Origin of the sequence: Desulfurobacterium sp., assembly GCF_027028515.1 — a bacterium.
Classification (GTDB): Bacteria; Aquificota; Aquificia; order Desulfurobacteriales; family Desulfurobacteriaceae; genus Desulfurobacterium_A.
Genome location: NZ_JALVIW010000008.1, coordinates 68,828 through 92,899, shown reverse-complemented (window position 1 = coordinate 92,899; position 24,072 = coordinate 68,828). Strand labels below are relative to the sequence as shown.

The 24,072-nt window shown below is 39.8% G+C and carries 25 protein-coding genes and 1 pseudogene; 13 read left to right on the top strand and 13 right to left on the bottom strand.

Going from position 1 to position 24,072, the window contains the following annotated elements; genetic code table 11:
• Nucleotides 1–92: 92 nt before the first annotated feature.
• On the bottom strand, nucleotides 93–917 hold the full coding sequence (locus tag MV676_RS00945; protein WP_297444441.1) for a tyrosine-type recombinase/integrase: 825 nt from the start codon (nucleotides 915–917) through the stop codon (nucleotides 93–95).
• Between the two features lie 417 nt (nucleotides 918–1,334).
• Here MV676_RS00945 and MV676_RS00940 point away from each other — a divergent pair, with 417 nt between their 5' ends.
• Nucleotides 1,335–1,658, top strand: a complete 324-nt coding sequence (locus MV676_RS00940; protein ID WP_297444439.1) for a hypothetical protein — start codon at nucleotides 1,335–1,337, stop codon at nucleotides 1,656–1,658.
• Here the strand turns inward: MV676_RS00940 and sfsA are convergent.
• The 6 genes and pseudogenes from sfsA to MV676_RS00910 all read right to left on the bottom strand — a co-directional run.
• Nucleotides 1,646–2,281: pseudogene (sfsA, locus tag MV676_RS00935) on the bottom strand (DNA/RNA nuclease SfsA); the annotation flags it as partial. The gene MV676_RS00940 and the pseudogene sfsA sit on opposite strands and share 13 nt — an antisense overlap.
• 96 nt (nucleotides 2,282–2,377) lie before the next feature.
• Entirely contained in the window at nucleotides 2,378–3,031 is a 654-nt protein-coding gene (locus MV676_RS00930; RefSeq protein ID WP_297444437.1) for a histidine phosphatase family protein, read from the bottom strand.
• Between the two features lie 13 nt (nucleotides 3,032–3,044).
• Complete coding sequence (gene oadA, locus MV676_RS00925) at nucleotides 3,045–4,895, bottom strand: sodium-extruding oxaloacetate decarboxylase subunit alpha (protein WP_022846615.1); 1,851 nt, start codon at nucleotides 4,893–4,895, stop codon at nucleotides 3,045–3,047.
• A gap of 14 nt (nucleotides 4,896–4,909) precedes the next feature.
• Nucleotides 4,910–6,328 carry an acetyl-CoA carboxylase biotin carboxylase subunit gene (gene accC, locus MV676_RS00920; protein WP_297444434.1) on the bottom strand — a complete coding sequence of 473 codons (1,419 nt, stop codon included), beginning with the start codon at nucleotides 6,326–6,328 and terminating at the stop codon, nucleotides 4,910–4,912.
• The gene (locus MV676_RS00915; protein ID WP_297444433.1) at nucleotides 6,321–6,773 is read right to left on the bottom strand and encodes a phosphatidylglycerophosphatase A; all 453 of its coding nucleotides are present in this window, start codon (nucleotides 6,771–6,773) and stop codon (nucleotides 6,321–6,323) included. Before MV676_RS00915 ends, accC begins: the two co-directional genes overlap by 8 nt.
• Nucleotides 6,770–7,990 carry a pitrilysin family protein gene (locus MV676_RS00910; RefSeq protein WP_297444431.1) on the bottom strand — a complete coding sequence of 407 codons (1,221 nt, stop codon included), beginning with the start codon at nucleotides 7,988–7,990 and terminating at the stop codon, nucleotides 6,770–6,772. Before MV676_RS00910 ends, MV676_RS00915 begins: the two co-directional genes overlap by 4 nt.
• 62 nt (nucleotides 7,991–8,052) lie before the next feature.
• Here MV676_RS00910 and murD point away from each other — a divergent pair, with 62 nt between their 5' ends.
• Genes murD through MV676_RS00885 form a run of 5 tightly spaced genes read left to right on the top strand, consistent with a single transcriptional unit; the run spans nucleotide 8,053 to nucleotide 12,879 of the window.
• Nucleotides 8,053–9,285: a UDP-N-acetylmuramoyl-L-alanine--D-glutamate ligase gene (murD, locus tag MV676_RS00905; RefSeq protein ID WP_297444429.1), complete on the top strand. Its 1,233-nt coding sequence runs from the start codon at nucleotides 8,053–8,055 to the stop codon at nucleotides 9,283–9,285.
• Nucleotides 9,282–10,436, top strand: coding sequence for a putative peptidoglycan glycosyltransferase FtsW (locus MV676_RS00900; RefSeq protein WP_297444427.1), 1,155 nt, complete (start codon nucleotides 9,282–9,284; stop codon nucleotides 10,434–10,436). Before murD ends, MV676_RS00900 begins: the two co-directional genes overlap by 4 nt.
• Entirely contained in the window at nucleotides 10,433–11,518 is a 1,086-nt protein-coding gene (gene murG, locus MV676_RS00895) for an undecaprenyldiphospho-muramoylpentapeptide beta-N-acetylglucosaminyltransferase (RefSeq protein WP_297444425.1), read from the top strand. Before MV676_RS00900 ends, murG begins: the two co-directional genes overlap by 4 nt.
• Nucleotides 11,505–12,038 (top strand): SMC-Scp complex subunit ScpB, encoded by a 534-nt coding sequence (gene scpB, locus MV676_RS00890; RefSeq protein WP_022846608.1) that lies wholly within the window; start codon nucleotides 11,505–11,507, stop codon nucleotides 12,036–12,038. The genes murG and scpB overlap by 14 nt, the downstream gene beginning before the upstream one ends.
• Nucleotides 12,007–12,879 carry a cytidylate kinase-like family protein gene (locus tag MV676_RS00885; protein ID WP_297444422.1) on the top strand — a complete coding sequence of 291 codons (873 nt, stop codon included), beginning with the start codon at nucleotides 12,007–12,009 and terminating at the stop codon, nucleotides 12,877–12,879. Before scpB ends, MV676_RS00885 begins: the two co-directional genes overlap by 32 nt.
• 48 nt (nucleotides 12,880–12,927) lie before the next feature.
• Here the strand turns inward: MV676_RS00885 and MV676_RS00880 are convergent, their stop codons facing one another.
• The 5 genes from MV676_RS00880 to rsmD all read right to left on the bottom strand — a co-directional run bounded on the left by MV676_RS00880 (nucleotide 12,928) and on the right by rsmD (nucleotide 17,753).
• Complete coding sequence (locus tag MV676_RS00880) at nucleotides 12,928–14,127, bottom strand: phosphoglycerate kinase (protein ID WP_343214947.1); 1,200 nt, start codon at nucleotides 14,125–14,127, stop codon at nucleotides 12,928–12,930.
• Between the two features lie 75 nt (nucleotides 14,128–14,202).
• Nucleotides 14,203–14,658, bottom strand: coding sequence for a hypothetical protein (locus tag MV676_RS00875; RefSeq protein WP_297444418.1), 456 nt, complete (start codon nucleotides 14,656–14,658; stop codon nucleotides 14,203–14,205).
• Nucleotides 14,636–16,498, bottom strand: a complete 1,863-nt coding sequence (locus MV676_RS00870) for a peptidase U32 family protein (RefSeq protein WP_297444417.1) — start codon at nucleotides 16,496–16,498, stop codon at nucleotides 14,636–14,638. Before MV676_RS00870 ends, MV676_RS00875 begins: the two co-directional genes overlap by 23 nt.
• Nucleotides 16,499–16,501: 3 nt before the next feature.
• Entirely contained in the window at nucleotides 16,502–17,170 is a 669-nt protein-coding gene (locus tag MV676_RS00865; protein WP_022846604.1) for a 6-carboxytetrahydropterin synthase, read from the bottom strand.
• Nucleotides 17,163–17,753 carry a 16S rRNA (guanine(966)-N(2))-methyltransferase RsmD gene (rsmD, locus tag MV676_RS00860; protein ID WP_297444414.1) on the bottom strand — a complete coding sequence of 197 codons (591 nt, stop codon included), beginning with the start codon at nucleotides 17,751–17,753 and terminating at the stop codon, nucleotides 17,163–17,165. Before rsmD ends, MV676_RS00865 begins: the two co-directional genes overlap by 8 nt.
• Nucleotides 17,754–17,816: 63 nt before the next feature.
• Here rsmD and MV676_RS00855 point away from each other — a divergent pair, with 63 nt between their 5' ends.
• From MV676_RS00855 to ruvX, 6 genes are read left to right on the top strand one after another with little or no spacing between them, the layout of a single operon-like run.
• A complete protein-coding gene (locus MV676_RS00855; protein WP_022846602.1) occupies nucleotides 17,817–18,443 on the top strand; it encodes an outer membrane lipoprotein carrier protein LolA in 627 nt (208 codons plus the stop codon).
• Complete coding sequence (locus MV676_RS00850) at nucleotides 18,440–19,816, top strand: FAD-linked oxidase C-terminal domain-containing protein (RefSeq protein WP_297444412.1); 1,377 nt, start codon at nucleotides 18,440–18,442, stop codon at nucleotides 19,814–19,816. The genes MV676_RS00855 and MV676_RS00850 overlap by 4 nt, the downstream gene beginning before the upstream one ends.
• Nucleotides 19,817–19,860: 44 nt before the next feature.
• A complete protein-coding gene (locus MV676_RS00845) occupies nucleotides 19,861–20,622 on the top strand; it encodes a motility protein A (RefSeq protein WP_297444409.1) in 762 nt (253 codons plus the stop codon).
• A gap of 3 nt (nucleotides 20,623–20,625) precedes the next feature.
• Nucleotides 20,626–21,324 carry a flagellar motor protein MotB gene (locus MV676_RS00840; protein ID WP_022846599.1) on the top strand — a complete coding sequence of 233 codons (699 nt, stop codon included), beginning with the start codon at nucleotides 20,626–20,628 and terminating at the stop codon, nucleotides 21,322–21,324.
• Nucleotides 21,325–21,333: 9 nt separating this feature from the next.
• Complete coding sequence (locus MV676_RS00835; protein ID WP_022846598.1) at nucleotides 21,334–22,125, top strand: flagellar motor protein MotB; 792 nt, start codon at nucleotides 21,334–21,336, stop codon at nucleotides 22,123–22,125.
• Nucleotides 22,073–22,513: a Holliday junction resolvase RuvX gene (gene ruvX, locus MV676_RS00830; RefSeq protein WP_022846597.1), complete on the top strand. Its 441-nt coding sequence runs from the start codon at nucleotides 22,073–22,075 to the stop codon at nucleotides 22,511–22,513. The genes MV676_RS00835 and ruvX overlap by 53 nt, the downstream gene beginning before the upstream one ends.
• Here the strand turns inward: ruvX and mnmH are convergent.
• Nucleotides 22,476–23,519 (bottom strand): tRNA 2-selenouridine(34) synthase MnmH, encoded by a 1,044-nt coding sequence (gene mnmH, locus MV676_RS00825; protein ID WP_297444405.1) that lies wholly within the window; start codon nucleotides 23,517–23,519, stop codon nucleotides 22,476–22,478. The two genes, ruvX and mnmH, sit on opposite strands and share 38 nt — an antisense overlap.
• A 58-nt stretch (nucleotides 23,520–23,577) precedes the next feature.
• Between mnmH and MV676_RS00820 the strand changes: the two genes are divergently transcribed.
• A complete protein-coding gene (locus tag MV676_RS00820) occupies nucleotides 23,578–24,072 on the top strand; it encodes a tetratricopeptide repeat protein (RefSeq protein WP_022846595.1) in 495 nt (164 codons plus the stop codon).

Sequence of the window (24,072 nt, the reverse complement as noted above, 5' to 3'; positions counted from 1 at the left end):
CAAGGTTAGACTCTTCCGAAAATTTATTTTCCTTTTTCTGACTACACTCTTTTCATCTTGAAAAAGAAAATATTAACCATAAATATCAATAGTTAACTAACGTTGCTAAAAACTTCGTCGGCAACCTTAAACATAACATCATCACGAACTTTAGCGTACCTTGCAGTTGTGTTTGGCGATGCGTGGCCTAAAAATGCCTGAATTACCCTTATATCAACACCCCTATCAACTAAAATTGTGGCGAAGGTATGCCTTAACTTATGGGGATGTAGTTTTACTCCCGTACATTCGGCTATCCTGTTAAAGATGTACTTTGCTCCCTGATAGGTTAGAGGAAACAGTTTTTCGCCGTCTAAAGAGTTCATGTAGGTTTCAAGTTCCCGTGCAAAATCTACCGGCAGTGGGATAAACCTCTCTTTACCGCCCTTTCCAACAACTCTCAACACTTTTCGCCCTTTTACAGTAACAATGTCCTTTTTCTCTATAGAGAGAAGTTCTGAGATACGAAGACCGCAGAAAAGAATTGTCTTCATCATCAGGTAATCTCTGTAGCATCTCTCTTTAGCTGCCTGAAGAACCTTTTCTACCTCCTCATAAGAGAGGGCTTCCGGGACTTTCTGCTTTACTTTCCTTATCCTGAGGGACTTTTTAACAGGATTGCTCTTTATAATTTCCATGTCAACTAAAAAGTTAAAAAATGAGTTGAGAGCGGAAAGACGTCTGTTTATGAGAGAAGGACTGCAGTTTAGACTACCCCTGAAAATCATGATGTCAGACGTTTTTATCTCTTCTACATCTTTGTCACCTATCAGCTCTTTAAAAAGAGATAGATCTTTCCTGTACTCCTTGATGGTTCTTTCGGCTAATTCCTTTGATTTAAAGTTGAGAAACAGCTCAACTGCCTGAGAAAACCTCATAATATCCCCAAGTCATTGATTATCAAGGTTTTTCCTCTATAGTTGAATTTTACCACTGACTATAACAAATGTCAATTTTCTATAGTCTTTTCCGGACGGAAGAACAGATAAAATGGAAGGGCAGGATAGATGGTGTGAGCAACACCCTGTTCCCCTCTCAAACATTAACCATAAAAATAAACGGTTAATAAAATTACCGCTTATCCATTTCCTCTATTTTGAAACTTATAGTCCTGACCTGCGTCTGTAAAGAAAAATCGCGATATCGGGCAAATGGATGGCTATTTCTCTTTCAGCCCCTTTTACGGGTATATTTAATTAACTTTAAATATTTATGGTTAACAATTAAATTTCCCGCCTTAAAAAACGTTTCCGTTTTGCCGATAATGTTCACAAAGAGATAAAGGAGAAAAAAAAATGAGGAAGCTTGAAAATCTGCTTTTCTTCTATGAACTTTATCTTGAAGGACTTGACGAGAGAAATCTTCTTCAGTGGAGCATGGTTCTTGATGTTCGCAGTGAAATTGAAAAACAGCTCAGACGAACGAAAAGAGTACCCTTTCACCTGAGAAAAAGCCTTAAACAGCTTGATAAAATTTTGAAGGGCAAACTTGTTAAAGCATCTTCTGATGTTAATTTTGGAAGACTGAGAGAGATGCAGTTTCCCAAACCTTCCCGCAGGTACTGGTGGTACTATCCCGAAGTTTTCTCATGTTCTCATTTGCAGCTTCAAAGTTCCTGAGTCAGTTTTACATCACCATCTAAGACAACTTTCTTATCCTTAAGCTTGACTCTGAAAGCTTTGAATTCAACGCCTCTTTCAAGAGCCCTGTAAAAAGTTTCTGCAAATTTCGGGTCTGTCTCGTGATTTGGCCTGAAAAGGTTAGCCTTTCTCAAAACCATTATAAGAATAGAAGCCTGATAACCTTTCTCTTTAAGGCTTATAAGTTCCTCTAAATGCCTTCTGCCTCTTTCTGTCGGTGCGTCAGGAAAAAGACAGACATCACCTATCCTGAGGTTACAGCCTTTAAGTTCAACGTAGTGATTGCCATTGATTAAAAAATCAACACGGCTTTTCCCGATTCTCACTTCCTTTTTGACATCTTCGGGGATAAACCCAAGGATACCCTGTCTTATTGCTTTTTCTGCTATCTCAGAATGAACAGACGTGTTAAGTAGAACAAAACCTTCCTCCATCTCTGCCGCTATTAATTTTGAATCGGTCTTAAGATGGGATGGGTTTAAAGATATAAGGATTTTTCTTCCCTCTGTAAGTATTTCTCTTAATCTACCTGTATCAGCGATGTGACACGTAATCCTTTTACCGTCTAAAAGACATTCTCCTACAAAACGGTTTTTCCTGCTTAAAAAGTAGCCTCTTTAAGGTCTCCGAATCTTTTAGATAGATCAAAGAGAACTTTCACTGCAGCTATCCTGAAAATAGGGGGAGAAGTTTCCCCCTTAGAGTGATTTCTGAACTTCAAAGTCTATATCTTTACCAAGATGGCCGGTAGCGTTTGCCACGTGAACGATAACTCTTTTAGTTTTAGGATCGTACTCAAGTACCGTTATCCCGCAGTTTGCCTGTTTAAATGCCCAGAACTTATTAAGATCTGTCTGAAGAACATGACACATTATTACCTTGTTTGTGGCGTCGTGGCCCACTATAACAATAATGTCCTCGTCCTTAAATTGGGATACAACCTTTTCAAAAGCTTTAACCGCTCTATCGTAAACATCCTGAAGCGTTTCTCCACCTTCACCTGGCATTCTTACTTCAGCTGGTCTTTCACGCCACAGTTTTAAAAGCTCGGGATATTTTTTCTCAACATCACTTGCCAGAAGACCTTCCCACTCACCGTGGTCTATTTCCTTAAAACCCTCTTCCGTTTGAACCTGAAGGTTGTGGTGCTTTGCTATTTCTGCTGCTGTGTCGTAACACCTCTTTAACGGACTTGAAAAAACGGCTTTAACAGGAAAACCTTTAAGGGCATTGCCTGCCCTTCTTGCCTGCTCTTTGCCCTCTTCGTTAAGGGGAATGTCCATTTTCCCCTGATATCTTCCTTCTGCGTTCCAGATAGTTTTTCCGTGTCTGACAAGTATTATCTTCGGCATACTTCTCTCCTGCTTACTCTATTGTCATTATTGCTTCGTCAGGGTTAACCTGATCACCGGGTTTTACATAAATAGCTTTAACGGTTCCACTTATAGGTGCGTGAACTTCGTTCTGCATCTTCATGGCTTCAACTATGGCGACCACGTCACCTTCATTAACCCGGTCACCTTCTTTAACTTTTATCTCAACAACTTTTGCAGGCATTGGTGATGTGACGTCGCCTTCTTTCGTTGCCTTTGGACGTTTAGAACTACTTGTAAGTCCGCCGCTGATTTCAACTTCACCTGCAGTTGGAACAACTTCAACAAGCGGTTCAACAACAACTTCCTCAAGTCGTCCATCTATTTTGATAAAGTAAGGTTTCTTACCTTCTGCTTTGTGTCCCACACCTGCGATTTTTACGTGGTAGCTCTCTCCGTGAACGTTAATGATAAACTCTGTTGGAGCAAGCGGCTGAGGACAGAGATTTTCTTCCTCAAGCGTATCGGCAAGGTCTTCCTCAGATATTGCGGGTATTTCACCTTTTTCAACCTTTTCTCTCCACTCAAAGAACTCTTTTGCAACCTGTGGAAAGAGACAGTAGGAGAGGACATCCTCTTCAGACCTTGCAAGTCCTTCAATTTCTTTCCTTCTCTGTTCTAACTCAGGCTCAAGAAGGTCTGCAGGTCTGCAGGTAATTGGCTGCTCGCCGCCAAGAATCTTCTTTATGATTTCCTCCTTTATCGGGGCAGGCGGCTTACCGTAAAGCCCTTTAACATAATTTTTTGTTTCTTGTGTAATCATCTTGTATCTTTCACCGGCAAGAACGTTAAGAACAGCCTGAGTTCCAACTATCTGGCTTGTGGGCGTAACAAGAGGTGGATAACCAAGGTCTTCTCTAACTCTTGGAATTTCCTTTAAGACTTCATCGAGCCTATCAAGGGCCCCCTGCTCTTTCAGCTGGTTAACAAGGTTTGACATCATTCCACCGGGGATCTGATGTTCGAGAACTCCGGCATCAACACCTTTAAAGTTCATGTCGTACTTCTGGTAATGCTTTCTAACTTCTTTGAAGTGCTTTGCCATTTTTGAAAGTGCTTCTTTATCAAGGTCTATCTCATACCCAAACTCTTTGAGAACGTAAGCCATTGTTTCAGCAGCAGGGTGTGAAGTATCTGAAGCCATTGGTGAAATGGCAACGTCAAACAGGTCTGCTCCTGCCTCAGCAGCTTTAAGCTGTGTCATCTCAGCCATACCGCTCGTGCAGTGAGTATGAATGTGAACGGGAAGACCTGTTTCTTCTTTAATTGCTTTTACAAGAGAGTAAGCTTTTTCCGGTGAAAGGAGGCTTGCCATGTCCTTTATCGTAATAATATCAACACCCATATCCTTGTACTGAAGGGCAAGCTCAACGTAGAGGTCTTCTGTGTGAACGGGACTTATAGTGTAGGATATTGCCCCTTCCACTATTTTCCCGCACTCTTTTGCTGTTTCCACTGCAACTTCAACATTTCTAAGGTCATTAAGGGCGTCAAAAACCCTGAAGACATCTATTCCGTTTTCGGCAGCTTTTCTTACAAAAGCTTTAACAACATCGTCAGGATAGTGCCTGTAACCCACAAGGTTCTGTCCCCTTAAGAGCATCTGAAGTTTTGAGTTGGGCATGAGCTTCCTGAGAATTTTTAACCTCTCCCAGGGATCTTCTCTTAAAAACCTCAGACAGGCGTCAAACGTGGCACCACCCCACATTTCAACAGACCAGAACCCCGCTTTATCAATGACAGGTGCTATATCTATCATGTCCTTTGTTTTCATCCTTGTGGCAAAGAGAGACTGATGGGCATCCCTCAATGTAACATCTGTAAACTGGAGTTTCTTTCCCATGTCAATCCTCCCGATTAAAGTCCGTGGTGTGCCGCAATTGCGGCAGAAAGAGCCAGAGCGAGTATTTCAGGATCAGGCTCTTTGATAAAGGTAAACTCTTTTATCTTTCTATCTATGAAAGAAGTATCAAACTTTCCGTGAATAAATTCCGGGTCATTCAGGATTTTCTTAAAGAATGGAATGGTTGTCGGCACACCTCTGATCACAAATTCGTCAAGGGCTCTTCTTGAACGTCTGATAACTTCGTCCCAGTTTCTTCCCCAAACAATCAGCTTTGCAATCATTGAATCGTAGTAAGGCGGAATCCTGTACCCCTTGTAAACGACACCATCAATCCTTACGCCTATACCACCTGGTGAATAATAAGCGGTAACTGTTCCGGGAGACGGAACGAAGTCCCTGGTAACATCTTCTGCGTTAATTCTAAACTGCATTGCAAATCCGTATATATTTACACTCTTCTGAGAGAAAGAGAGGTTCATGCCGGCTGCAATTCTTATCTGCTCTTGAACGATGTCTATACCTGTAACAGCTTCTGTAATGGTATGTTCAACCTGAAGCCTTGGATTCACTTCCATAAAGTAGAACTTTCCATATTTATCCATCAAGAATTCCCATGTTCCAACGCCATAGTACCCTATCTCTTTCGCTACCTTTACACAGATCTGTCCGAGTTTTTCCCTCTGCCTCTTAGTAAGAACAGGAGAAGGCGCAATTTCAAGCACCTTCTGGTGGCGCCTCTGCATGGAACAATCTCTCTCACCAAGGTGAACGACATTACCGTTTTTGTCAGCAATTATCTGAATCTCTATGTGCCTTGGCTCTTCTATATACTTCTCTATGAAAACTTCACCTTTTCCAAAAGCTGCTTCAGCTTCTGCGACGGCAGTTTTAAACTGGTTTATAAGTTCCTCTTCGTTCCTTGCAACTCTGAGTCCTCTACCACCGCCACCGTGAGAGGCTTTTATCATAACGGGATAGCCTATCTTTTTGGCAAGTTCTTTCGCTTCTTCTATGTCGCTTATAGCACCGTCGCTTCCTTCAGCAACAGGAACACCAAGCTCTTTCATAACTCTTTTAGCTTCAAGCTTGCTGCCAAACATTTTAAGATGTTCTACAGAAGGACCTATAAATTCAACGCCTCTTTTTCTGCAGTATTCGGCAAAATCGGGTCTTTCGGATAGGAAACCGTATCCTGGATGAATCGCATCTGCTCCCGCACGACGAGCTATATCAACAATCTTATAGTAGTTTAGATAAGCCTTAACAGGATCACCGTGAATCATGTAAGCTTCATCTGCCTTTTTAACGTGGAGAGAATTAACATCAGCCTCAGAATAAATTGCAACCGTTTTGATTCCAAGCTCTTTACATGCACGGATTACTCTTGTAGCTACTTCACTCCTGTTGGCTATTAAAATCTTTTTAAACATAGTGCCTCCAGACCAGTAACCTTAGAAGGATGTTGGAGTATAAGCCGGCAAACATATCGTCAACCGTTATGCCAAAACCACCTGGCAACTTTTCGAATAGTTTAATAGGTGGTGGCTTCATTATATCAATAATTCTAAAGATTACCAACGCCGCTACCACTGCCGGGAGCGTTGTTTTTATACCAAGCATAGCAATTTCCATTCCAACTATCTCATCTATCACAACGCTATCCGGGTCCTTATCTCCCAGCTGTTCAGATAGAGATTGGGAGGAGATTGTGCTTAAGACAAACGTTACAGCGATTATAGCCAACTGATAAACAATACTTTCTGGCCAGAAAAAGTAGAGGAGAATTGCCGCCGTGATTGAACCCCACGTTCCCGGCATCTTTGGCAGTTTTCCACTGTAAAAACCTGTAGCTATAAATTCCCAGAACTTTTTCACTTATTGCCTCCCTCTGGAAGAAGTAACATTTGAAGATGTTTATTTTTTAAAAATTCCGTTCCTTTCACAAATTCCTCAAGAGTGAGTTTTTTGATGCTTTCTATCAGTTTTTGGTAGTAATCTAAATTGCCAAAAAGCGTTACCGAGTATCCGAGCTCTTCAGCCTCGGATTCAACACTTTCCTTTTTAAAGATTTCCGTTTTCAGCACCTTTTTCTTGGCAAGTTCAAAAGCTGTTTCATCTACCGATGACCTGATGATTTCAAAAATCTTCTCTTTAAAGAGCCCCGCTTTCGAAGGCTCTGTTATTCCGTAGATATAAAAGAGCCCTGATGACAGGAAAAGATCCTTTAAACCCATTGCTGCATAAGCTGTTCCCTTTTCTATCACTTCCTGATATAGGACAGAACTCCTGCCGTATGACAGATAAGATTCAAGAACACTTAAAACTGCAGTATTAACGTTCTGTGAAAGGCCGGGAATCTTCCATCCGATAAGAACATGGGTGTTGGCAACAGCTGGATGTTTCATTATCTCGTTTCTCGGTATAAGCTCAGGCTCATCAACAGAAGGGGGGATATCAGGATTTTTTGAAGGTAGCGGGGAAAGCTCTTCCTTTAAAAAGTGTAACAATTCCTTCTCATTGATGTTTCCTGAAATTACCACTGTAAGATTGCCGCCGTGATAGTGGTCTCTGTGGAATTCTCTGACATTTTCCGCAGTAAAAGAGGAAACAGTATTTCTAAAACCCAATATGGGATAGCGATAATTTACCTCCTGGAATATCTTTTGGTAAAAGTTTCTCCAGAAAACCTGTCTTGGATCATTCTCAGAGCGGGCTATCTCTTCAAGGACTATCGGTTTTTCTTTTTCAACCATCTCAGGAAGAAGCAGAGGGTAAAACACTATATCCTTTAACAGTTTCACCGCTGTAAAAACATGTTTTTCGGGAATGGTTACATAGTAGTAGGTATAGTCGTAAGAAGTGGCAGCGTTTATTTCACCGCCGTTGTTTTCCACTATCTTTTCTATGGTGCCAGCAGGATAGTTTTTTGTTCCGTTAAATACCATGTGTTCAAGGAAATGAGCAATACCTCTGTTCTTTTCGTTTTCCCAGAGGGCACCAGTTTTGAGCCAGAACTGAACGGAAACGGAAGAGACATCCTTTCTATCTTTCAAAACAACATTTATGCCGTTCTCAAGCCTTTCAACAATCATCCTGACTCCATAAATTTAAGTTCTTGAGAGCAATTATAAACTATTGCATACGAGGTCTAAAAATGGACGTTCTTATCATGGGAAAGGGTAAGAGTGGTTTATCGGCAGGAAAGCTTCTTGAAAAGAAAGGATACTCCGTTTTCTATTACGATGACAAGGGTGAAACTTTTGTTCCTGAAAATCCTGCATTTGTCGTCAAGTCACCGGGCGTTCCTCCTTACCATCCGCTAATTAAGTTCTTTAAAGAGAAAGGTGTCAATGTACTGGGGGAAGTAGAAATTGCAGGAAGATATTTGAGGGGAAAAGTCATAGCGGTTACTGGAACAAACGGAAAGAGCACAACGACGGCCCTTATATATCATGCTCTTAAAAAATTATGGAAAGGAAAAGTCTTTATAGGTGGAAATTACGGAATTCCTGTTTCCGATTTTGCATGTGAAACGGAAGAAGACTCGGTATCCGTCATAGAGCTTTCAAGCTACCAGATAGAAGACCTTAAGGATTTTAAGAGTAATGTCTCCGTGATTCTAAATATTACGCCTGACCATTTAAACAGGTATAGAGATTTCAAGGAGTACGTAAAAGCAAAGTTAAAACTGATAGAACATACAAAAGACAAGATTATCCTTAACGCTGACGATAATTCGCTCAAACCACTTTTAAACAGAAAAAATGTCCTATCTTTTAGCATGAAAAGTAAAGCTGACGCTTTTTTTAAAGATGGAAAAATATTTTTAGATGGCTTTTCTGTTACTATTTCTGAGCTTCCTGTAAAAGGTTACCATAATATTCAGAACATCATGGCTGCGCTTTTAGCTTTGAGAGTTTTTGGTATAGATGAATCAAAATTTCTTGAAGCCATAAAAGATTTTAAAGGTCTTGAACATCGGCTCGAATTTGTGAAAATTTTAAACGGCGTGACATTTATTAACGATTCCAAGTCCACAAATGTGGATTCTCTTGAAAAAGCGTTGCTCAGCTTTGATAAGGTTATACTGATAGCGGGTGGAAAAGACAAAGGAATTGACTTTTCACCAATTAGACCTATAGTGAAAGAACGTGTCAAAAAAGCATTCTTTATAGGGGAAACGGGGAAGCGGTTAAAAGAACTCTTCTCTGAAGTTGCAGAATCAGAGTTTAAAGCGACTTTAGAAGAAGCGGTAATTTCTGCATATAGAGCGGCTGAAGAAGGTGATACTGTTCTATTCTCTCCAGGTTGTTCAAGTTTTGACATGTTTAAAAACTTTGAAGAGAGAGGTAAAATTTTTAAACAAATTGTCGAGGAATTGAAATGAAGTCTGATGCTCTTGGAAAGGTTATTTTTGCAGTTGCAATAATACTTACGGTAATAGGTCTGATTTTTATATACACTGGAAGCTCTTACTTCTGCACAGTAAGCGGTAAACCTCCGTATTATCTGTTCATCAAACAATTAATAACGTTTTTCCTGAGTCTGTTTGCATGTTATGGAACTTACAGATTTTTTGATTATAAAAAGCTAAAAAATAAAAGATGGCTCTGGTTCGTTTACGGACTTACCGTTTTTATTCTCATTTCTGTCCTTATCCTGGGTAAAGAGGTGAACGGTGCCAGAAGCTGGATAAAAATTGGCGGAGTATCTCTCCAACCGGCTGAGTTTGCAAAAGTTACACTCATTATATTTGTTGCAGGCTATCTTGAAAGAAAATGGTACGAAATAGAAAACAATATATCGGTATTTGCTGGCTTTATGTTCTTTGTGTTTTTTCCAATCTTTCTAATCCTTGCAGAAAAGGATCTCGGTTCTGCCATGATCGTTTTCATATCCATCTTTGCAATGATATTTATAACCGGCTTTCGTCTTACATACATATTTACCCCACTTGCTATAGGAACACTTATGTTTGTCCTTGCCGTAATAACTGCACCTTACCGTATAGCAAGGATTAGAATGCTCTTTGATCCATTCGCTTTCTACAAAGCACCGGGAAAAAACGACAGTTACCAGCTTGTTCAGTCACTTGTGTCGTTTGCAAAAGGCGGTATAACCGGCGTTGGTATTGGTCAGGGACAGCAAAAACTTGCCTTTCTACCTTTAGCCTTTAGCGATTTCATTTATGCTCACATCGGAGAAGAGGGTGGATTCATAATGGCTGTTATTGTTCTTCTCCTCTTTTTCGCGATACTCGTTGTTGGTTTGATGATTGCAGACAAAACAGATGATAAATTGGGAAAATTCCTTTCCCTGGGATTAACACTTTACATATTCCTTGAAGCACTCGTTCACATTGGGGTTAACATAGGTGTTGTACCTACAACAGGAATCACTCTCCCCTTTGTCAGTCAAGGTGGAACATCTCTTATTTCAATGTACATAGCCGTAGGACTTCTGATGAGTATTGCCCGTTCTCTTCCTGAGAAGAGCCGAGTAAGTTTTGAAAAAATAGAACAGGGAAATTACAAATGAAAATTGTCATAGCGGGAGGAGGCACCGGAGGACACTTTTTTCCAGCAGTTGCCGTTATAGAAGAATTTGTTAAAACTGGTAATGAGGTTCTGTACATAGGAACAGAAAAAGGCATAGAATACAGGAAATCTGATCTAATCCCCTGCGAGAAAATCTTTATTAACGTTTCTGGCGTAAGAGGAAAGACTCCTTTAAAAATGCTTAAAGGAAGTTTTTCTTTAATCGCCTCAACACTCAAGGTAATCTCTATCATCAACCGGTTTAAACCAGATAGGGTTCTTATTTTTGGTGGTTACGTTTCACTCCCTGCAGGTTTTGCAGCAAGATTAACAGATACACCTCTTATAATTCACGAACAAAATTCCATACCCGGTAAAACCAATAAGCTTTTAAGTAAATTTGCAAGCAAAATCCTGATAGCAAACGAATACTGCCGCCGGTTTTTTCCTGACGGGGTTCTCACAGGTAATCCTCTGAGAAAAGAGATAAGAGAATGTAAACTTTCAAAAGAGCTCGCAAGAAATATCCTGAAACTTGATAGGGACAAATTCACTATTTTAATTTTTGGTGGAAGTCAGGGAGCACAGTTCTTAAACCAAATTGCACCTGCAGCAGTTGCACTGCTTAAAGACTTGATAAGCAAAATTCAGATAGTCCACATATCCGGTGAAGGAAAGGAGAAAGGATTAGTGGAGAGGTACAAAAACCTGGGCGTGAAAGCTTTAGTCACACCGTTTACCGAAAAACCATGGCTTCTTTATAAGAGTGCCAATGTCGCAGTTTCAAGAAGTGGCGCCCTTGCCATTTCTGAACTTTCTTACTTCGGCATTCCGTCAATCTTTGTACCTTATCCTTTTGCCGTGGATGACCATCAATACTTCAATGCAAAACCTATAGCTGACAGGAAGGGATGTTTTCTGGTAAGACAGAACGAAATAGACAGTAAAAAGCTTGCAAATCTTTTAAAAAAACTTTACACTGATGGAACTCTGAGAGATTCTTTTTCTTCTGTTATGAAATCATTTGCTATTCCCGATGCAACCTTGAAAGTGGTGAGAGAGATGGAAAATGCAGGAAGTTGAGAAGATACTTGAAGCTGTTATATTTGTTTCTGAAGAGCCGGTAAGTATTGAGGAGATTGCTCAGAAGCTTGAAATTGACATAGAAAAATTGGAGGAAGCTCTTAAAACACTGAAAGCAAAGTACTCAAACGGTGGCATCATCCTTAAAGAGATAGGCGGTGGTTATAAGTTTTATACTGCACCGGAAATTTCAACTTATGTCAAAAAATTTGTCGAAGATAGACCAATAAAACTATCCAAACACCTCCTTGAAGTTCTTGCTATAGTTGCCTATAAACAACCTGTTACTAAAAAAGAGATAGAAACAATCCGTGGTAGAACGGCAGATGGAGCTATAAAGAGTCTCCTTGAGAAGCGGCTTATCCAGGTCATTGGACGCAAAAAAGCTCCAGGAAGACCAAAACTGTATGGAACAACAAAGGATTTTCTTGTCCATTTCGGTCTCAACAGTATAGATGAACTACCGTCTGTGGAATTGGAGGAGATATTTGAAGAGGGAATGGATAGAAGAAGCAGTTGAAATCTTTTACGAAGACGAGGAGATTGCCGAGGAGATTGACGAAAAAGCTCTCTTATTTATAGAAGAAAAACTTCCAGCATTTGCTGAAAAACTCCCTGAAAGCTTGAGAGAATCAGACTTTTTTGAGATAATTAATATACTTAGAGATAAACTTATTGAGGGTGAAATAAACAGAGTTAAAAATATCCTGGAGGGAAAGATGGGTGTTGTTACGGTTACCTTCGAGTACGGTTCTAAAGGTCTTGAGTTTGCAAAGGAGTTAGCAAAACTTTGTGGATACGATGTTCTCTATAAAGAGATACTTATCCAGACCGCAAAAAGGCTAAATCTTCCAACCGACAAACTTGAAGAACTTGATGATTTTAACTACCTTGCAGCCAAACTTTCACTTGTAGATTTTCTTCGGTTCAGCAAAAAGTTTCTTGATTTTTCAATATTAAAAGGTAAAAGCGAGGAAGAGAGAGAAGTTACCTTTGAAGCGTTTAAAGAAATGCTTGTAAAAGTTGTAATGAATATGGCCTTCTCAAACAATGTCATACTTGTCGGCCATGGTGCCTGCGCTATTTTAGCAGAATATCCAAACACTGTTCATATTAAAATAGAAGCACCCATGGATTACAGAGCAAAGCTGTGCGCTGAAAGACTTGGCATATCTATAGAAGAAGCTGCGAAAAGGGTTGAACAGATTGATGAAAGGGAGCTGAAATTCTATAAGGATATTGCTGGAGTTGATATCAGGAAAATAGATCTTTTCCACACCAAATTCAACTCTGCAAAACTGAGTCCTGCAACTGCTGCAAAAGTAGCTTATGAACTTGTGAAAAAAATTGCAAACGACTAATCTATAATTACTTTAACTACTTGGATAGGGGGCTTCCGGCCCCCTTTTTTAATTTCTATTAGAAAGAGCTATTACGCCAGGAAGTTCTTTTCCTGCAAGAAACTCAAGAAATGCACCACCACCTGTTGAGGCATGATCAACAGAGTGTTCAAGTCCCAGAAGCTCAAGTGCTGCAACGCTGTCGCCACCACCAACGATTGTTAGAGCTTCTTTTTTAGATGCAACCAGCTTTCCTATCTCCATTGTTCCAAACCTGAACTTTTCCATTTCGAAAACACCCATAGGGCCGTTCCAGACGATAGTCTTTGCATCTGCCATGGCTTCTTCAAAAAGTTTAGTTGTTGCAGGCCCTATATCAAGTCCCATCATATCTTCAGGAATTTCTTTAAAGGTTGTCAGTTTAACTTCGGTATTCTCTTTAAACTCCTTTGCGTTCATACTGTCAACAGGTATATAGAGTTTTACGCTGTTGTTGTCAGCTTTTTTCATTATCTCTTTTGCCGTTTCTATAAAGTCGTCTTCAACAAGTGACTTTCCAACTTCGTAACCGGCTGCCTTTAAAAAAGTGTAAGCCATACCACCGCCGATAAGCATCTTATCAACAACTTTCAGAAGATTCTCAATTACCTGAAGTTTACTTGAAACCTTAGAACCACCAATAATGAGAACAAACGGTCTGTCAGGATTTTCAAGAACCTTTTGAAGATATTCAATTTCTTTGTGGAGGAGAAAACCTGCAACGGCAACCTTCACAAATTTTGTTATCCCGTAAGTTGAAGCATGCTTTCTGTGAGCCGTTCCAAACGCGTCATTAACATATATGTCTGCAAGCTTAGCTAACCTTTTTGCAAATGCTTCATCGTTTTTAGTCTCTTCAGGATAAAATCTTACATTTTCTAAAAGCGCCACTTCGCCATCTGAAAGGCTGTTCACCGCATCTTCAACCTCTTCACCCACACAGTCAGGAATGAATTTTACAGACCTTTCCAGTAATCTTGCCAATCTTTCGGCAACAGGTTTAAGTGTGTATCGTGGGTCTCTCCCTTTTGGCCTGTCAAGATGAGAGCAGAGAATAATCTTAGCCCCATGGTCAATGAGATAGTTGATAGTTGGAAGAGCAGCCCTGATTCGCTTGTCGTTCATTATCACACCATTGTCTATTGGGACGTTAAAATCAACCCTCACAAAAACTTTTTTTCCCTTAAGTTCAGAAGGGGGAATGTCTTTCAAACACATTTTGTTAAACATGCTCTTACAAACTGTCATTCTCTCTCCTCCTAAGAAAGATGCTTACCGAATTATATTAGATTATTCGTAATTTTTTCAGGCAAGACCCCTTAAAACATTACCCGTATGGCCTGAGAAAACCTTTCCAGAGAATATTTTTTCCATATCCTCAAAGGAATATTTTTTGTAAACAAAGTCAAATCTTGGAATAAAAGAGGGGATTTTTCTGCGTATTTTATTTAAATTTAAGGGTTTATTCCACAGAAGAACTGTCCTGCAATTTTCAAAATGGATCTCAAAGTTGTCTTTAAACCTTCCGGTTATTTTGGTTATTCTGTAATTTTGTAAACACATATGAAAAGGAACCATATTCACCCCTGGACAGGTGGCAAAGACTTTATAGAGACAAACCTGCGACTGAAATAAAGGTGTATCCTGATAGATGGTAATAACATCAACACAATCTGAAAGTGAAATAATATTTTCCAATTCATCCTCAACACTTATTGTCAGGTAGTCCATTTTCTTTTTAAGAATTAAGAAAATTAGCACTTTCCCTGTTTAAAGTATAGAGTGTAAAATCGGCAAACAGATTGATATCTTTAAATTTCTCCACCATCTTTAAACCGTAACAGTGGGATACCAAAAAGTTTTTAATTCCAGCTTTAACTGCCCGTTTAACGAAAGAATAAAAGCTCTCTTCTTCGTAAGTTTTAAGGATCATAGGCATTGCAACGCCAACAGAAATTCTATTTGCCATAAAATCTCTGAAAAGATTAAAGTTTGTGGTCTTCAAGAACACAACAAAAGGTTTTCCAATTGAAGCGGCAAACTTCAAAAATTCCGCAGCGTTTGTTTCATCAACGGCAAATACGGCTGAAGGTTTTCTCCTTTTTAGATGAGTAAAGGCGGGCAACCTATACTCTTTTTTAGGGAAAAGCTCCTCCTCCACAATTGAAAAAATCTTCTTTCTAATACTTGAAAGTTCGCTCCGCCTTATAAAAAAACTTCCGTCAATTTTTACATTTTCGACAGACACTGCAAAGGAAAAATTACCGCTCTTTTTAAACTCACCGGTTACATCATCAACAGTAATGGGATTTTTCTGCGGCGGCTCAGTTTGAACAGGAAAAACGTAACGTTTTTTCACCTCCCTGACCGGATTAAATACATCTACCGTGATGGTTTCTGAATTAAGCTCTATCGAAAGGCAAACTGTCGGTTTTAGAGGTGAAACATTATAATTCCTAACGGGAAAACGGTTCTGGACTTTAACAGAATGGACAAGATAGACAGAACTTCCCTTTTTAAATTTTCTTTTTGTAGAAATCGTAATCTCCTTTCCCCTTACATTTAAAACTTTCACAGGGACAGGTTCATTTTCCTCAAAAATCAAGATGCCGTCGTGTCTATTCAGAGGAAAGGATAACCTGTCAACAGTTATACGGTTACCTTTAGATTCCACCACTCTTCCAATAAATAGGCCGTAATTTCCCGGGAAAGAAGGATCAATACAGTTCTCGGGATGGTCTGAAGGAAAATAGCCGCTCCAGCGTTTTCTTGAAAAAACGATGGCAGAAAGTTTTTTAAATTCCTCTTTCTCAGATTCTTTCAGCTTTACCTTTCCGACCGCTTCATCTATAAATTTTCTATAAACAGAAGCGTTAACTGCAACGTAAAGCTCATCTTTTAGCCTTCCTTCTACTTTCAAACTATCGATTCCGATCTCATAAAGCTTTTTAACAAAATCAAAGCCTGCAAGATCTTTCAGGTTAAATATGAAACCGTTGATGTCACCTCTAAAAAGCATACGACATACCTGAGAACACCGTCCTCTGTTTCCAGAATTTCCGCCTATAAACGAAGAGGCGAAGCAGTACCCGGAAAAGGAAAAGCAGATAGCACCGTGGATAAAAACTTCCAGCTCAATAGTGGAAGATTTACGGATAATTTCTATCTCTTTTAAAGTAAGCTCTCTTGAAAGAATAACCCTTTTAAATCCAAAATCCTCGGCAAATTTAACGCCACTCACATTGTGAAAACCCATCTGGGTGCTCGCTATTAGAGGAACTTTGGGAAATTCCCTTTTTATCATAGAGGCAAGACCGATGTCCTGAACGATAACACCATCTGGTAAAAGATCATATATGCTATCAAGCGTTTTAAAGACGGTTTCCAGCTCGCAGTTTTTTAATAGTGTGTTAAAGGTTATATATAGCTTTTTTTCTCTGCTTCTTGCAAAAGCAAGTGCCTTTCGATAATCTTCTACCGTAAAATTGGAAGCCCCAGCCCTCGCATTTAAGTTTCCTATACCCAGGTAACAGGCATCGCCACCATAATCAAAGGCAGCAAAAGTGTGTGCTAAACTACCCGCCGGCAGCAACAGTTCCATTACTTATTCCGTGTAAGAAGCCGAAGACGTTTCTGTTTCCTGTATTGTTACTCTACTGCAGACAATACCCATAGGTTTAATACTTTCGTTGATAAACTTGAAAAAGAATTTAGCCATGTTTTCCGAAGTTGGCGATTCACTAAATATGGCAATACCGTCAAGGAGTCTCTGGTAAAAATCAATCTCAACCACACTCTTTTCAGAGAAAGCTGGACAGGAGAAGCTGTCAAACGTAAGGTAGTGGAAATTATCAAGAGGAACAGATTCAACGTCTATTTCTCCAGAGACAAAAGTAAAGTTTCTGTTTACACCGTAAAACTTTAGTGACGGTTTCATCTTTTCAATCTCTGGCAGGACGATTTTCCCATCTTCAAGAATGCCAAGTTTTTCAAGAAACATGATACTACCTGCGTCCTGAGAGCTTAAAATAAGTTTGTGATCAAAACACCTGTCAAGAAACCGTTTGAACCATGAAAGATGACCAAAATCAGTAACCATCTGAGACCTGTCAAGAGTATCTGAAGCAAGATATACAGTGAGTTTGTAGTTATGACCGTGGCCAGGAAGGCGACGACATTTTGGATATGTGTTTTTTGTCCACTTCGGATTTAATTGCTGAGAAAATACGGAATGAGCAGCTGAAAAAGTAAAACTTTTAGAGATTTCAAACATTGCTATCCTCCGCTTCCGGCTGGGAAAAGTTTAAAAATGTCAGCGTTGTTGTCCCGTAATGGCGCCTCTCAACAATCCATCGACTACCTTCCGGCAGAAAAGGATTTTTCTTCGGTTCTTCCAGCATTAAAAGACCATTTTCATCAAGAAGATTGAGATTTTTTACTAAATTCACAATTTTTGTGTAGTAACCTTTTTCGTAAGGTGGATCAGCGTAGATAAAGTCAAACTTAGCACCGCCTCTACCCAGTTTTTTCAGGGCTTTTACAAAATCGTCACATATAATCCTGTACTTATCAGGCGAAATACCCAGGCTCTTCAAGTTTTTCTTTATAAGCTCACAAAATCTTTTGTCAGACTCAACAAAAACAACCTCCCTTACACCTCTACTAATAGCTTCTATACCAACATTACCAGTCCCGGCAAATAGGTCTAAAAACCTTGTCCCCTCAAGGTACTCATCGAGAATAGAAAAAACAGACTCCTTCACTCTATCTGTTGTGGGTCGTAAAAGCCTGGTGTCCTTTCTTTTAGGCATCGAATAAAGACGCCTTCCCTTATACTTTCCGCCGATAATTCTCATATATTTAGCTCCGTAACTGTTAGTCAAGTATAATTATACGGCATATGCATGGAGGAATGATAGATGAGAAAGTTATTATATTTCATGGTTGCTTTGGTACTCCTTGTAATCACAAATGCAGAGGCAGAAAACAACCTTATCTCATTTATTGAAGGTTTAAAAAGGATTCGTACGCTTGAAATCTCTTTTGTTCAGATAACAAGACTGGATCCGGATTTGAAAGAGAAAGATATCTACGAAGGCACAATATATTACAAAAGACCGTCAAAATTCAAATGGGTATACACAAAAAACTCAAAAATGGAAATCGTCTCTGACGGTAAAGTTGTCTTTACGTGCATTCCAGAAGAAAAAAAGCTCTTAAAAAGTTCCTTAAAAGAAGGGATTGATTACCTTCCCATTATCAGGATTCTCGAATCACCTCAAAAGTTTGGCAACTATTTCAGAATAGTATCCGACGCTAAGTTAAAGAATAAAGTTGCTTTCGAGCTTGTTCCACTAAAGGACAACGTAAGTTACAGGCAAATTATAGTAGTTTTCGAAGAGGACAAAACTGTTCCGTTATCCTTCCAGGTTTTAAATGACGATGGAAGCGATATTACCTACATCATAGAGAGCTGGAAGGAAAATGTTAAACTCCCCGATACCATCTTCAAGCTGGACAGATGCCATTTTAAGGAGGATAGATGAAGAGGAAGGATTACATAACAAAACATCTTAAGTCTCTAATAGGAAGTGAAAAAGTTAAAGACTCCATGGACTTTTGCATAAGTTATTCCTACGATGCAACACCAACCGGTGGAAGAGGTGTTCCAGATGTAGTGGTGTTTCCAGAAACTCCGGAAGACGTTTCAAAAATACTCACTTTTGCAAATGAAGAGCTAATACCGGTTTATCCAAGAGGTGCCGGTTCAGGATTAACAGGCGGCGCTGCACCGGAAAATGGCGGTATAGTTCTGACAACAGAGAAAATGAACAGAATCATTGATATAGATGAAGACAACTTAGGCGTCCTGACAGAATCGGGTGTCGTGACCTACTCACTCCAGCAGGAAGTAGAAAAATTGGGGCTTTTTTATCCGCCGGATCCCTCAAGTTATAAATATTCGACAATTGGTGGCAATATTGCGGAAAATGCTGGCGGACCTCGATGCGTTAAATACGGCGTAACAAAGGATTATGTCCTTCAGCTTGAAGCAGTATTTCCAGACGGAACAATAACAACACTTGGTGCCAAAACAGTTAAAAGTGTAGCAGGCTACAACCTTAAAGATTTGATAATTGGAAGCGAAGGTACACTTGCCGTCATCACAAAAGCCTACTTGAAACTGATCCCTGCTCCAGAAGATGTGAGAACAGCAATGGCAATTTTTGATAATGTCGAAGAGGCAGCTCAAGCAGTCGCAGATATGTTTAAAGCAAAAGTGATTCCTACCGCCTTAGAGTTTTTAGATAGAAATTCTATCGTGGCCGTAGAGAACTATGCGAAACTTGGACTTCCTACAGATGCCGGCGGTCTTCTTATCATTGAAGTAGACGGATACAGAGAAATTGTTGATATGCTCATAGATAGAGCTTTAGAAGTGTGCAGAAAAGCAGGAGCAAAAACAATAAAGAAGGCCACTTCAGCAAAGGAGAGAGAAGAAATATGGAGAGCGCGGAGAGAACTTTCACCTGCAATCGTTCAATTAAAACCAAAGAAAATAAATGAAGATGTTGTCGTCCAGAGAAGTAAAATACCCGAGTTAATAAAAGGTACTTACAAAATAGCAGACAAGTACGATCTAATGGTGGTAAACTTCGGACACGCCGGTGATGGAAACATACATGTCAACTTTATGTTTGAACCTCAGGAAGCAGAAAAAGTTGAAAGTGCGGTAAGAGACTTATTCAGATTTACAATAGAACTTGGAGGTTCTGTTTCCGGAGAACACGGGATAGGTTTCATGAAAAAAGAGTTCTTGCCTCTTGAAGTAGGTGAAGCAATAGAAAAGATGATAGCTGTTAAAAAGGCTCTTGATCCCAACAACATTCTTAATCCAGGTAAAATTTTTGACGTTTAAACCGATAAATATTTATAACTATTAATAAAGAACGGGGTGTTCTTATGGACATAGCAACGCTGATAGGTCTTGTTGCGGCTTTCCTGTTGATTGCTATCACAATATTCATCGGTGGAAGTGCAGGCGCTTTCATCAACATTCCATCTCTTCTTATTACAGTTGGGGGCGGCTTTTCAGCTGCAATGGCCGGTTTCCCGATGGCAGAATACATAGGAGGGTTAAAAGCTTTCTTGAAAACGATCAATCCAGGTATGCCGGATCCCCTTGAAACAATTGACTTTCTGGTAGAAATAGCAAAGAGAGCACGGAAGGAGGGAATTCTGGCACTTGAATCGAGCATTGACGATTTTTACGCCAGAGACCCCTTTTTAGGTAATGTTATGCGTATGCTGATAGATGGACTCGACATATCGGAGATTGAAAGCAACGCGGAAGCGGCAATGGCTCAAATTGAGCAGAAACTTTCAACAGAAGCCGCCGTCTGGGAAACACTCGGTGATCTTTTTCCAGCATTCGGTATGATTGGAACGCTTATTGGACTTATTCAGATGCTTCAAAACCTGAATGATCCATCGGCTCTTGGTCCCGGTATGGCCGTTGCTATGATTACAACCCTTTACGGTGCTGTCCTGGCAAACGTTCTCTGCATCCCGACGACTAAAAAATTGAAGTACTACAGAGACCTTACAATGACATTTAAAGAAGCCTACCTTATGACTGCTCAGGCTATTGAGAAAGGCTCTAACCCAAACATCCTCAAACAAAAGCTCAGCGGACTCTTTGGCGTTGAACTCAAAGAGGAGTAACCTTTGAGAAAGAAAAAGCAGGAATGTAAAAGCTTTCCAGCGTGGCTTACAAGTTTCGGTGATCTCATGTCATTACTTCTCACATTTTTTATTCTACTTTACTCTATGAGTACGATATCACTTGAAAAGTTTAAACAGGTTATAAAAGGACTTACCTCTGCCTTTGGCGGAGAAGTTATCTTTCAAGAAGGCGGCATCCCTGGAGGAAGAAAGATAGGGGTAAATTTTCCAAAAATGTACCCTAAAATGAGAACGAGAGAAGAAATTGAAAAACAGATAGCGGAAATTCACAAATTGCTGCAAAAGAAAGGAATAAAAGCAAGTGTTGCAAAGTATGGGACAGAAATAAAAATAAGGATTAACACGGAAAAACTATTTCCCCCGGGAAGTGCTAAACCTTACAAGAGTGCTCTCCCGATAATAAAGGAGATGTGTGAAAAACTTAAAGCAGTTGAACTTCCGTTAAGGATAGAAGGATACACGGACAACGTTCCCATAAGAACCAAACTGTATCCTTCAAACTGGGAACTTTCAGCTGCAAGAGCTACTGCCGTGTTACGACTCTTCATAAAATGCGGTTACGATCCAAAACTGCTCTCTGCCGCAGGCTACGGACCTACCCATCCAATAGCACCTAACAACACGCCCCAGGGCAGAGAAAAAAATAGACGAATAGAGATAGCCGTTGAACTGCCTCAATAGGGAGTAAAGGTGAGAAAGAAGAAAGAGGAATGTAAAAGCTTTCCAGCGTGGCTTACAAGCTTCAGTGACCTCATGTCACTGCTGCTTACGTTCTTTATTCTCCTTTACTCTATGAGTAGCCTTGACGTTTCAAAAGCAGCCAAGTTTTTATCTTACTTCCAGGGAGAGAGAGCAAAATACTTCAGGAAATTCTCAGTAGTCAAACCTATCAAGCTCTACACAAAAGATCTTGCGAGGAAGTTTGGTCGCATTTTAGCCAGACTCCTGCCGATATCAGGTTACCAGATAGTCGTCACAAAACAGTACGTAATGTTGAGACTTTTCAATAGAATTCTCTTTAAAAAAGATTCCATAGAACTTACTCCACAGGCGAAAAAAACACTTGACCAGATAGCTGAGACCATTAAGAAGCTTGGTGGAAATTACACTATCCGCGTTGAGGGATTCACAGACATTAATGCTCCAGAAAAGAAGATTCCAGGAATAAAAGATGCCTGGGACCTCTCTTTAAGAAGAGCCACAACGGTGGTAAGATATCTCATATCAAAGGGAATCTCCCCTGATCGCCTGACTGCAGTTGGATATGGAAATACCCGCCCTCTTTACGTGTGGAACAATCCCATCTTAAGAGCACGTAACAGACGTGTTGAAATCTACATACAGGTTGCCAAAGAAAGGAAAGAGATCGAAAAACAGATACAAGAAGAATATCAAAGGTTAAAATACAGGAAAGAAGGTGTAATCACAAATGGGACAGCGAAAGAAGGAAAAGCAAGGAACGAGGCGGTATCTGGCCCTTGATGTGGGATTTAAAAAGATAGGTGTAGCGGTAAGTCTTTCCGGAGTGATTGCAAAACCAGAAAAAATTATATTCAGGAAAACAAATCTTGAAACGTTCAAAGAAATAGAAGAGCTCATACGGAAGTTGGGAATATCAACAATTGTCGTTGGTCTTCCACTTTCAGCTACCGGTGAAAAAACTAAAATAGCAGAAAAGATAGAAAAATTTACCGAGAAACTTTCCAGCTATCTGAAAAAAACTGATATTGATGTGGAAATCGTGTTCCATGACGAATCCCTCTCAACCGTAACGGCAGAAAACATTGAAACGCTTAAAAATCGAAAAGAAAAAGATGATGTTGCTGCAGCAGTTATTCTTCAAGAGTACCTTGATACAGCAAAAGATTGACAACTTTATCTTCAAGCTCTTTTACCGAACCAGCTGCCACTTTAATATCGCAGCTTTCTGGCATTGAACGTTTGTAAAGCTTATCGTAATAATACACCATAAGAAGCTCCACAGCTTCCCTGTATTTTCCCTTTAAAATGGCCGTTTCTATTTTTTTATATACTTCTGGCGAAAGGTATTTCTTTATCTTTCCTAAAGGCTTTAGATAAACTTCCGGTGGATACTTTCCAACACAGTAATCTTTCATGGAATATTCAACTCTAACTGAAAGGGGAAGCTCAACCATCACTTTTATACCCGTTTCCATCTTTCGCCAGAATGGCTCAGGAACAAAAAGTCTCCCTATTCTCTTGCTTTCACCTTCAACGATAATAAACTTTTCATCCTTCAACTTCCTGAGTTTCGCCCAAAGAAGAGCATCAAACATCTTTTGAGAAGGCTGTTTAAGACCTATATTTCCAAAAACGGAACCTCTATGACCGGCAAGCCCCTCAAGGTCAATTGCTGGAAATCCCTGTCTTATAAGATTTCTCAAAACGCAGGTTTTAGCACAACCGGTAGGACCGTAAATAACGTAGAGCCTTTTATTCTCAAGAACTTTCTCCATATCTCTAAGAATAAACTGTCTAAAAGCCCTGTATCCACCTTTTAATCTGAAGACAAATACACCTGCAAGGTTACAAAATGTTGCCACTGCAAGGCTCCTAAGCCCACCTCTCCAGCAGTAGATCACAATATTCTCATGTCTTTTTTTAATCTCTGCTATGGAAGAGACAATGGAAGGAATCTTTGGTGATACAATTTCAACAGCTTTGAGCCTCGCCTCTTTTTCACCTTTTTCCCTGTAAACTTCAGAAACGATTCTCTTCTCTTCAGATGTAAAAAGTGGCACGTTATAAGCACGGGGAATGTGGAACTCTTCAAATTCTTCCGGTGTTCTAACATCAACAAAGGTGAATCCCCTGTCTACTGCCTGTTCAATGTCAATTTCTTTGACCGTACTCACTTTCTCTCTCTCAAATAATCCTGTACAATTTTTACATCTTAAAATATGTGGAAAGGGTATGGTTTCAAGGTCTGATCCAAAATTAGAGATAATGCAACTTATCTTAGAGGAGAAATATCCGGAAGCTCTCAAAAAGCTAACGGAAGTATTAAAACAGGAACCCTATAACAAACAGCTTAAGATGTTACTCTTTGATATCTACTACAATTTAGGTAACGTTAACAGGGCAATCGATACAGCCATAGAAACCTCACAAACCTTGCTTGAAGAAGGCTTCTACGATACGGTTATAGGATACCTTAAAAAAGTCACTTATTACGTCAAACATCCTGCGCTGTACAGGATTCTATTTCATGCACTTGTCAAAAGAGGTCTTGACTACGAGGCATTTCAATCTCTTCTCGATTTCTGCAAATATGCAGTTGAAAACCGTAAATTTCTAAAGGAAGCAGCCGATTTTTTAGACATAGTAATCGACCTCTCTCCCATCCCTTCACTTTCAAAAGAGGCAGAAGAACTGAAAAAGACCCTCCTTAAAGAAGGGCCAAACTAA

Excerpts from the sequence above, each read along its gene's own strand:
- oadA (WP_022846615.1), bottom strand. The coding sequence starts at position 4,895 with ATGGGAAAGAAACTCCAGTTTACAGATGTTACATTGAGGGATGCCCAT.
- MV676_RS00930 (WP_297444437.1), bottom strand. The coding sequence starts at position 3,031 with ATGCCGAAGATAATACTTGTCAGACACGGAAAAACTATCTGGAACGCA.
- MV676_RS00940 (WP_297444439.1), top strand. The coding sequence starts at position 1,335 with ATGAGGAAGCTTGAAAATCTGCTTTTCTTCTATGAACTTTATCTTGAA.
- scpB (WP_022846608.1), top strand. The coding sequence starts at position 11,505 with ATGCAGGAAGTTGAGAAGATACTTGAAGCTGTTATATTTGTTTCTGAA.
- MV676_RS00855 (WP_022846602.1), top strand. The coding sequence starts at position 17,817 with ATGAGAAAGTTATTATATTTCATGGTTGCTTTGGTACTCCTTGTAATC.
- murD (WP_297444429.1), top strand. The coding sequence starts at position 8,053 with ATGGACGTTCTTATCATGGGAAAGGGTAAGAGTGGTTTATCGGCAGGA.
- MV676_RS00820 (WP_022846595.1), top strand. The coding sequence starts at position 23,578 with ATGGTTTCAAGGTCTGATCCAAAATTAGAGATAATGCAACTTATCTTA.
- MV676_RS00870 (WP_297444417.1), bottom strand. The coding sequence starts at position 16,498 with ATGGAACTGTTGCTGCCGGCGGGTAGTTTAGCACACACTTTTGCTGCC.
- MV676_RS00865 (WP_022846604.1), bottom strand. The coding sequence starts at position 17,170 with ATGTTTGAAATCTCTAAAAGTTTTACTTTTTCAGCTGCTCATTCCGTA.
- MV676_RS00945 (WP_297444441.1), bottom strand. The coding sequence starts at position 917 with ATGAGGTTTTCTCAGGCAGTTGAGCTGTTTCTCAACTTTAAATCAAAG.
- accC (WP_297444434.1), bottom strand. The coding sequence starts at position 6,328 with ATGTTTAAAAAGATTTTAATAGCCAACAGGAGTGAAGTAGCTACAAGA.
- MV676_RS00880 (WP_343214947.1), bottom strand. The coding sequence starts at position 14,127 with ATGTTTAACAAAATGTGTTTGAAAGACATTCCCCCTTCTGAACTTAAG.
- MV676_RS00900 (WP_297444427.1), top strand. The coding sequence starts at position 9,282 with ATGAAGTCTGATGCTCTTGGAAAGGTTATTTTTGCAGTTGCAATAATA.
- MV676_RS00910 (WP_297444431.1), bottom strand. The coding sequence starts at position 7,990 with ATGATTGTTGAAAGGCTTGAGAACGGCATAAATGTTGTTTTGAAAGAT.
- murG (WP_297444425.1), top strand. The coding sequence starts at position 10,433 with ATGAAAATTGTCATAGCGGGAGGAGGCACCGGAGGACACTTTTTTCCA.
- ruvX (WP_022846597.1), top strand. The coding sequence starts at position 22,073 with ATGGGACAGCGAAAGAAGGAAAAGCAAGGAACGAGGCGGTATCTGGCC.
- MV676_RS00845 (WP_297444409.1), top strand. The coding sequence starts at position 19,861 with ATGGACATAGCAACGCTGATAGGTCTTGTTGCGGCTTTCCTGTTGATT.
- MV676_RS00850 (WP_297444412.1), top strand. The coding sequence starts at position 18,440 with ATGAAGAGGAAGGATTACATAACAAAACATCTTAAGTCTCTAATAGGA.
- rsmD (WP_297444414.1), bottom strand. The coding sequence starts at position 17,753 with ATGAGAATTATCGGCGGAAAGTATAAGGGAAGGCGTCTTTATTCGATG.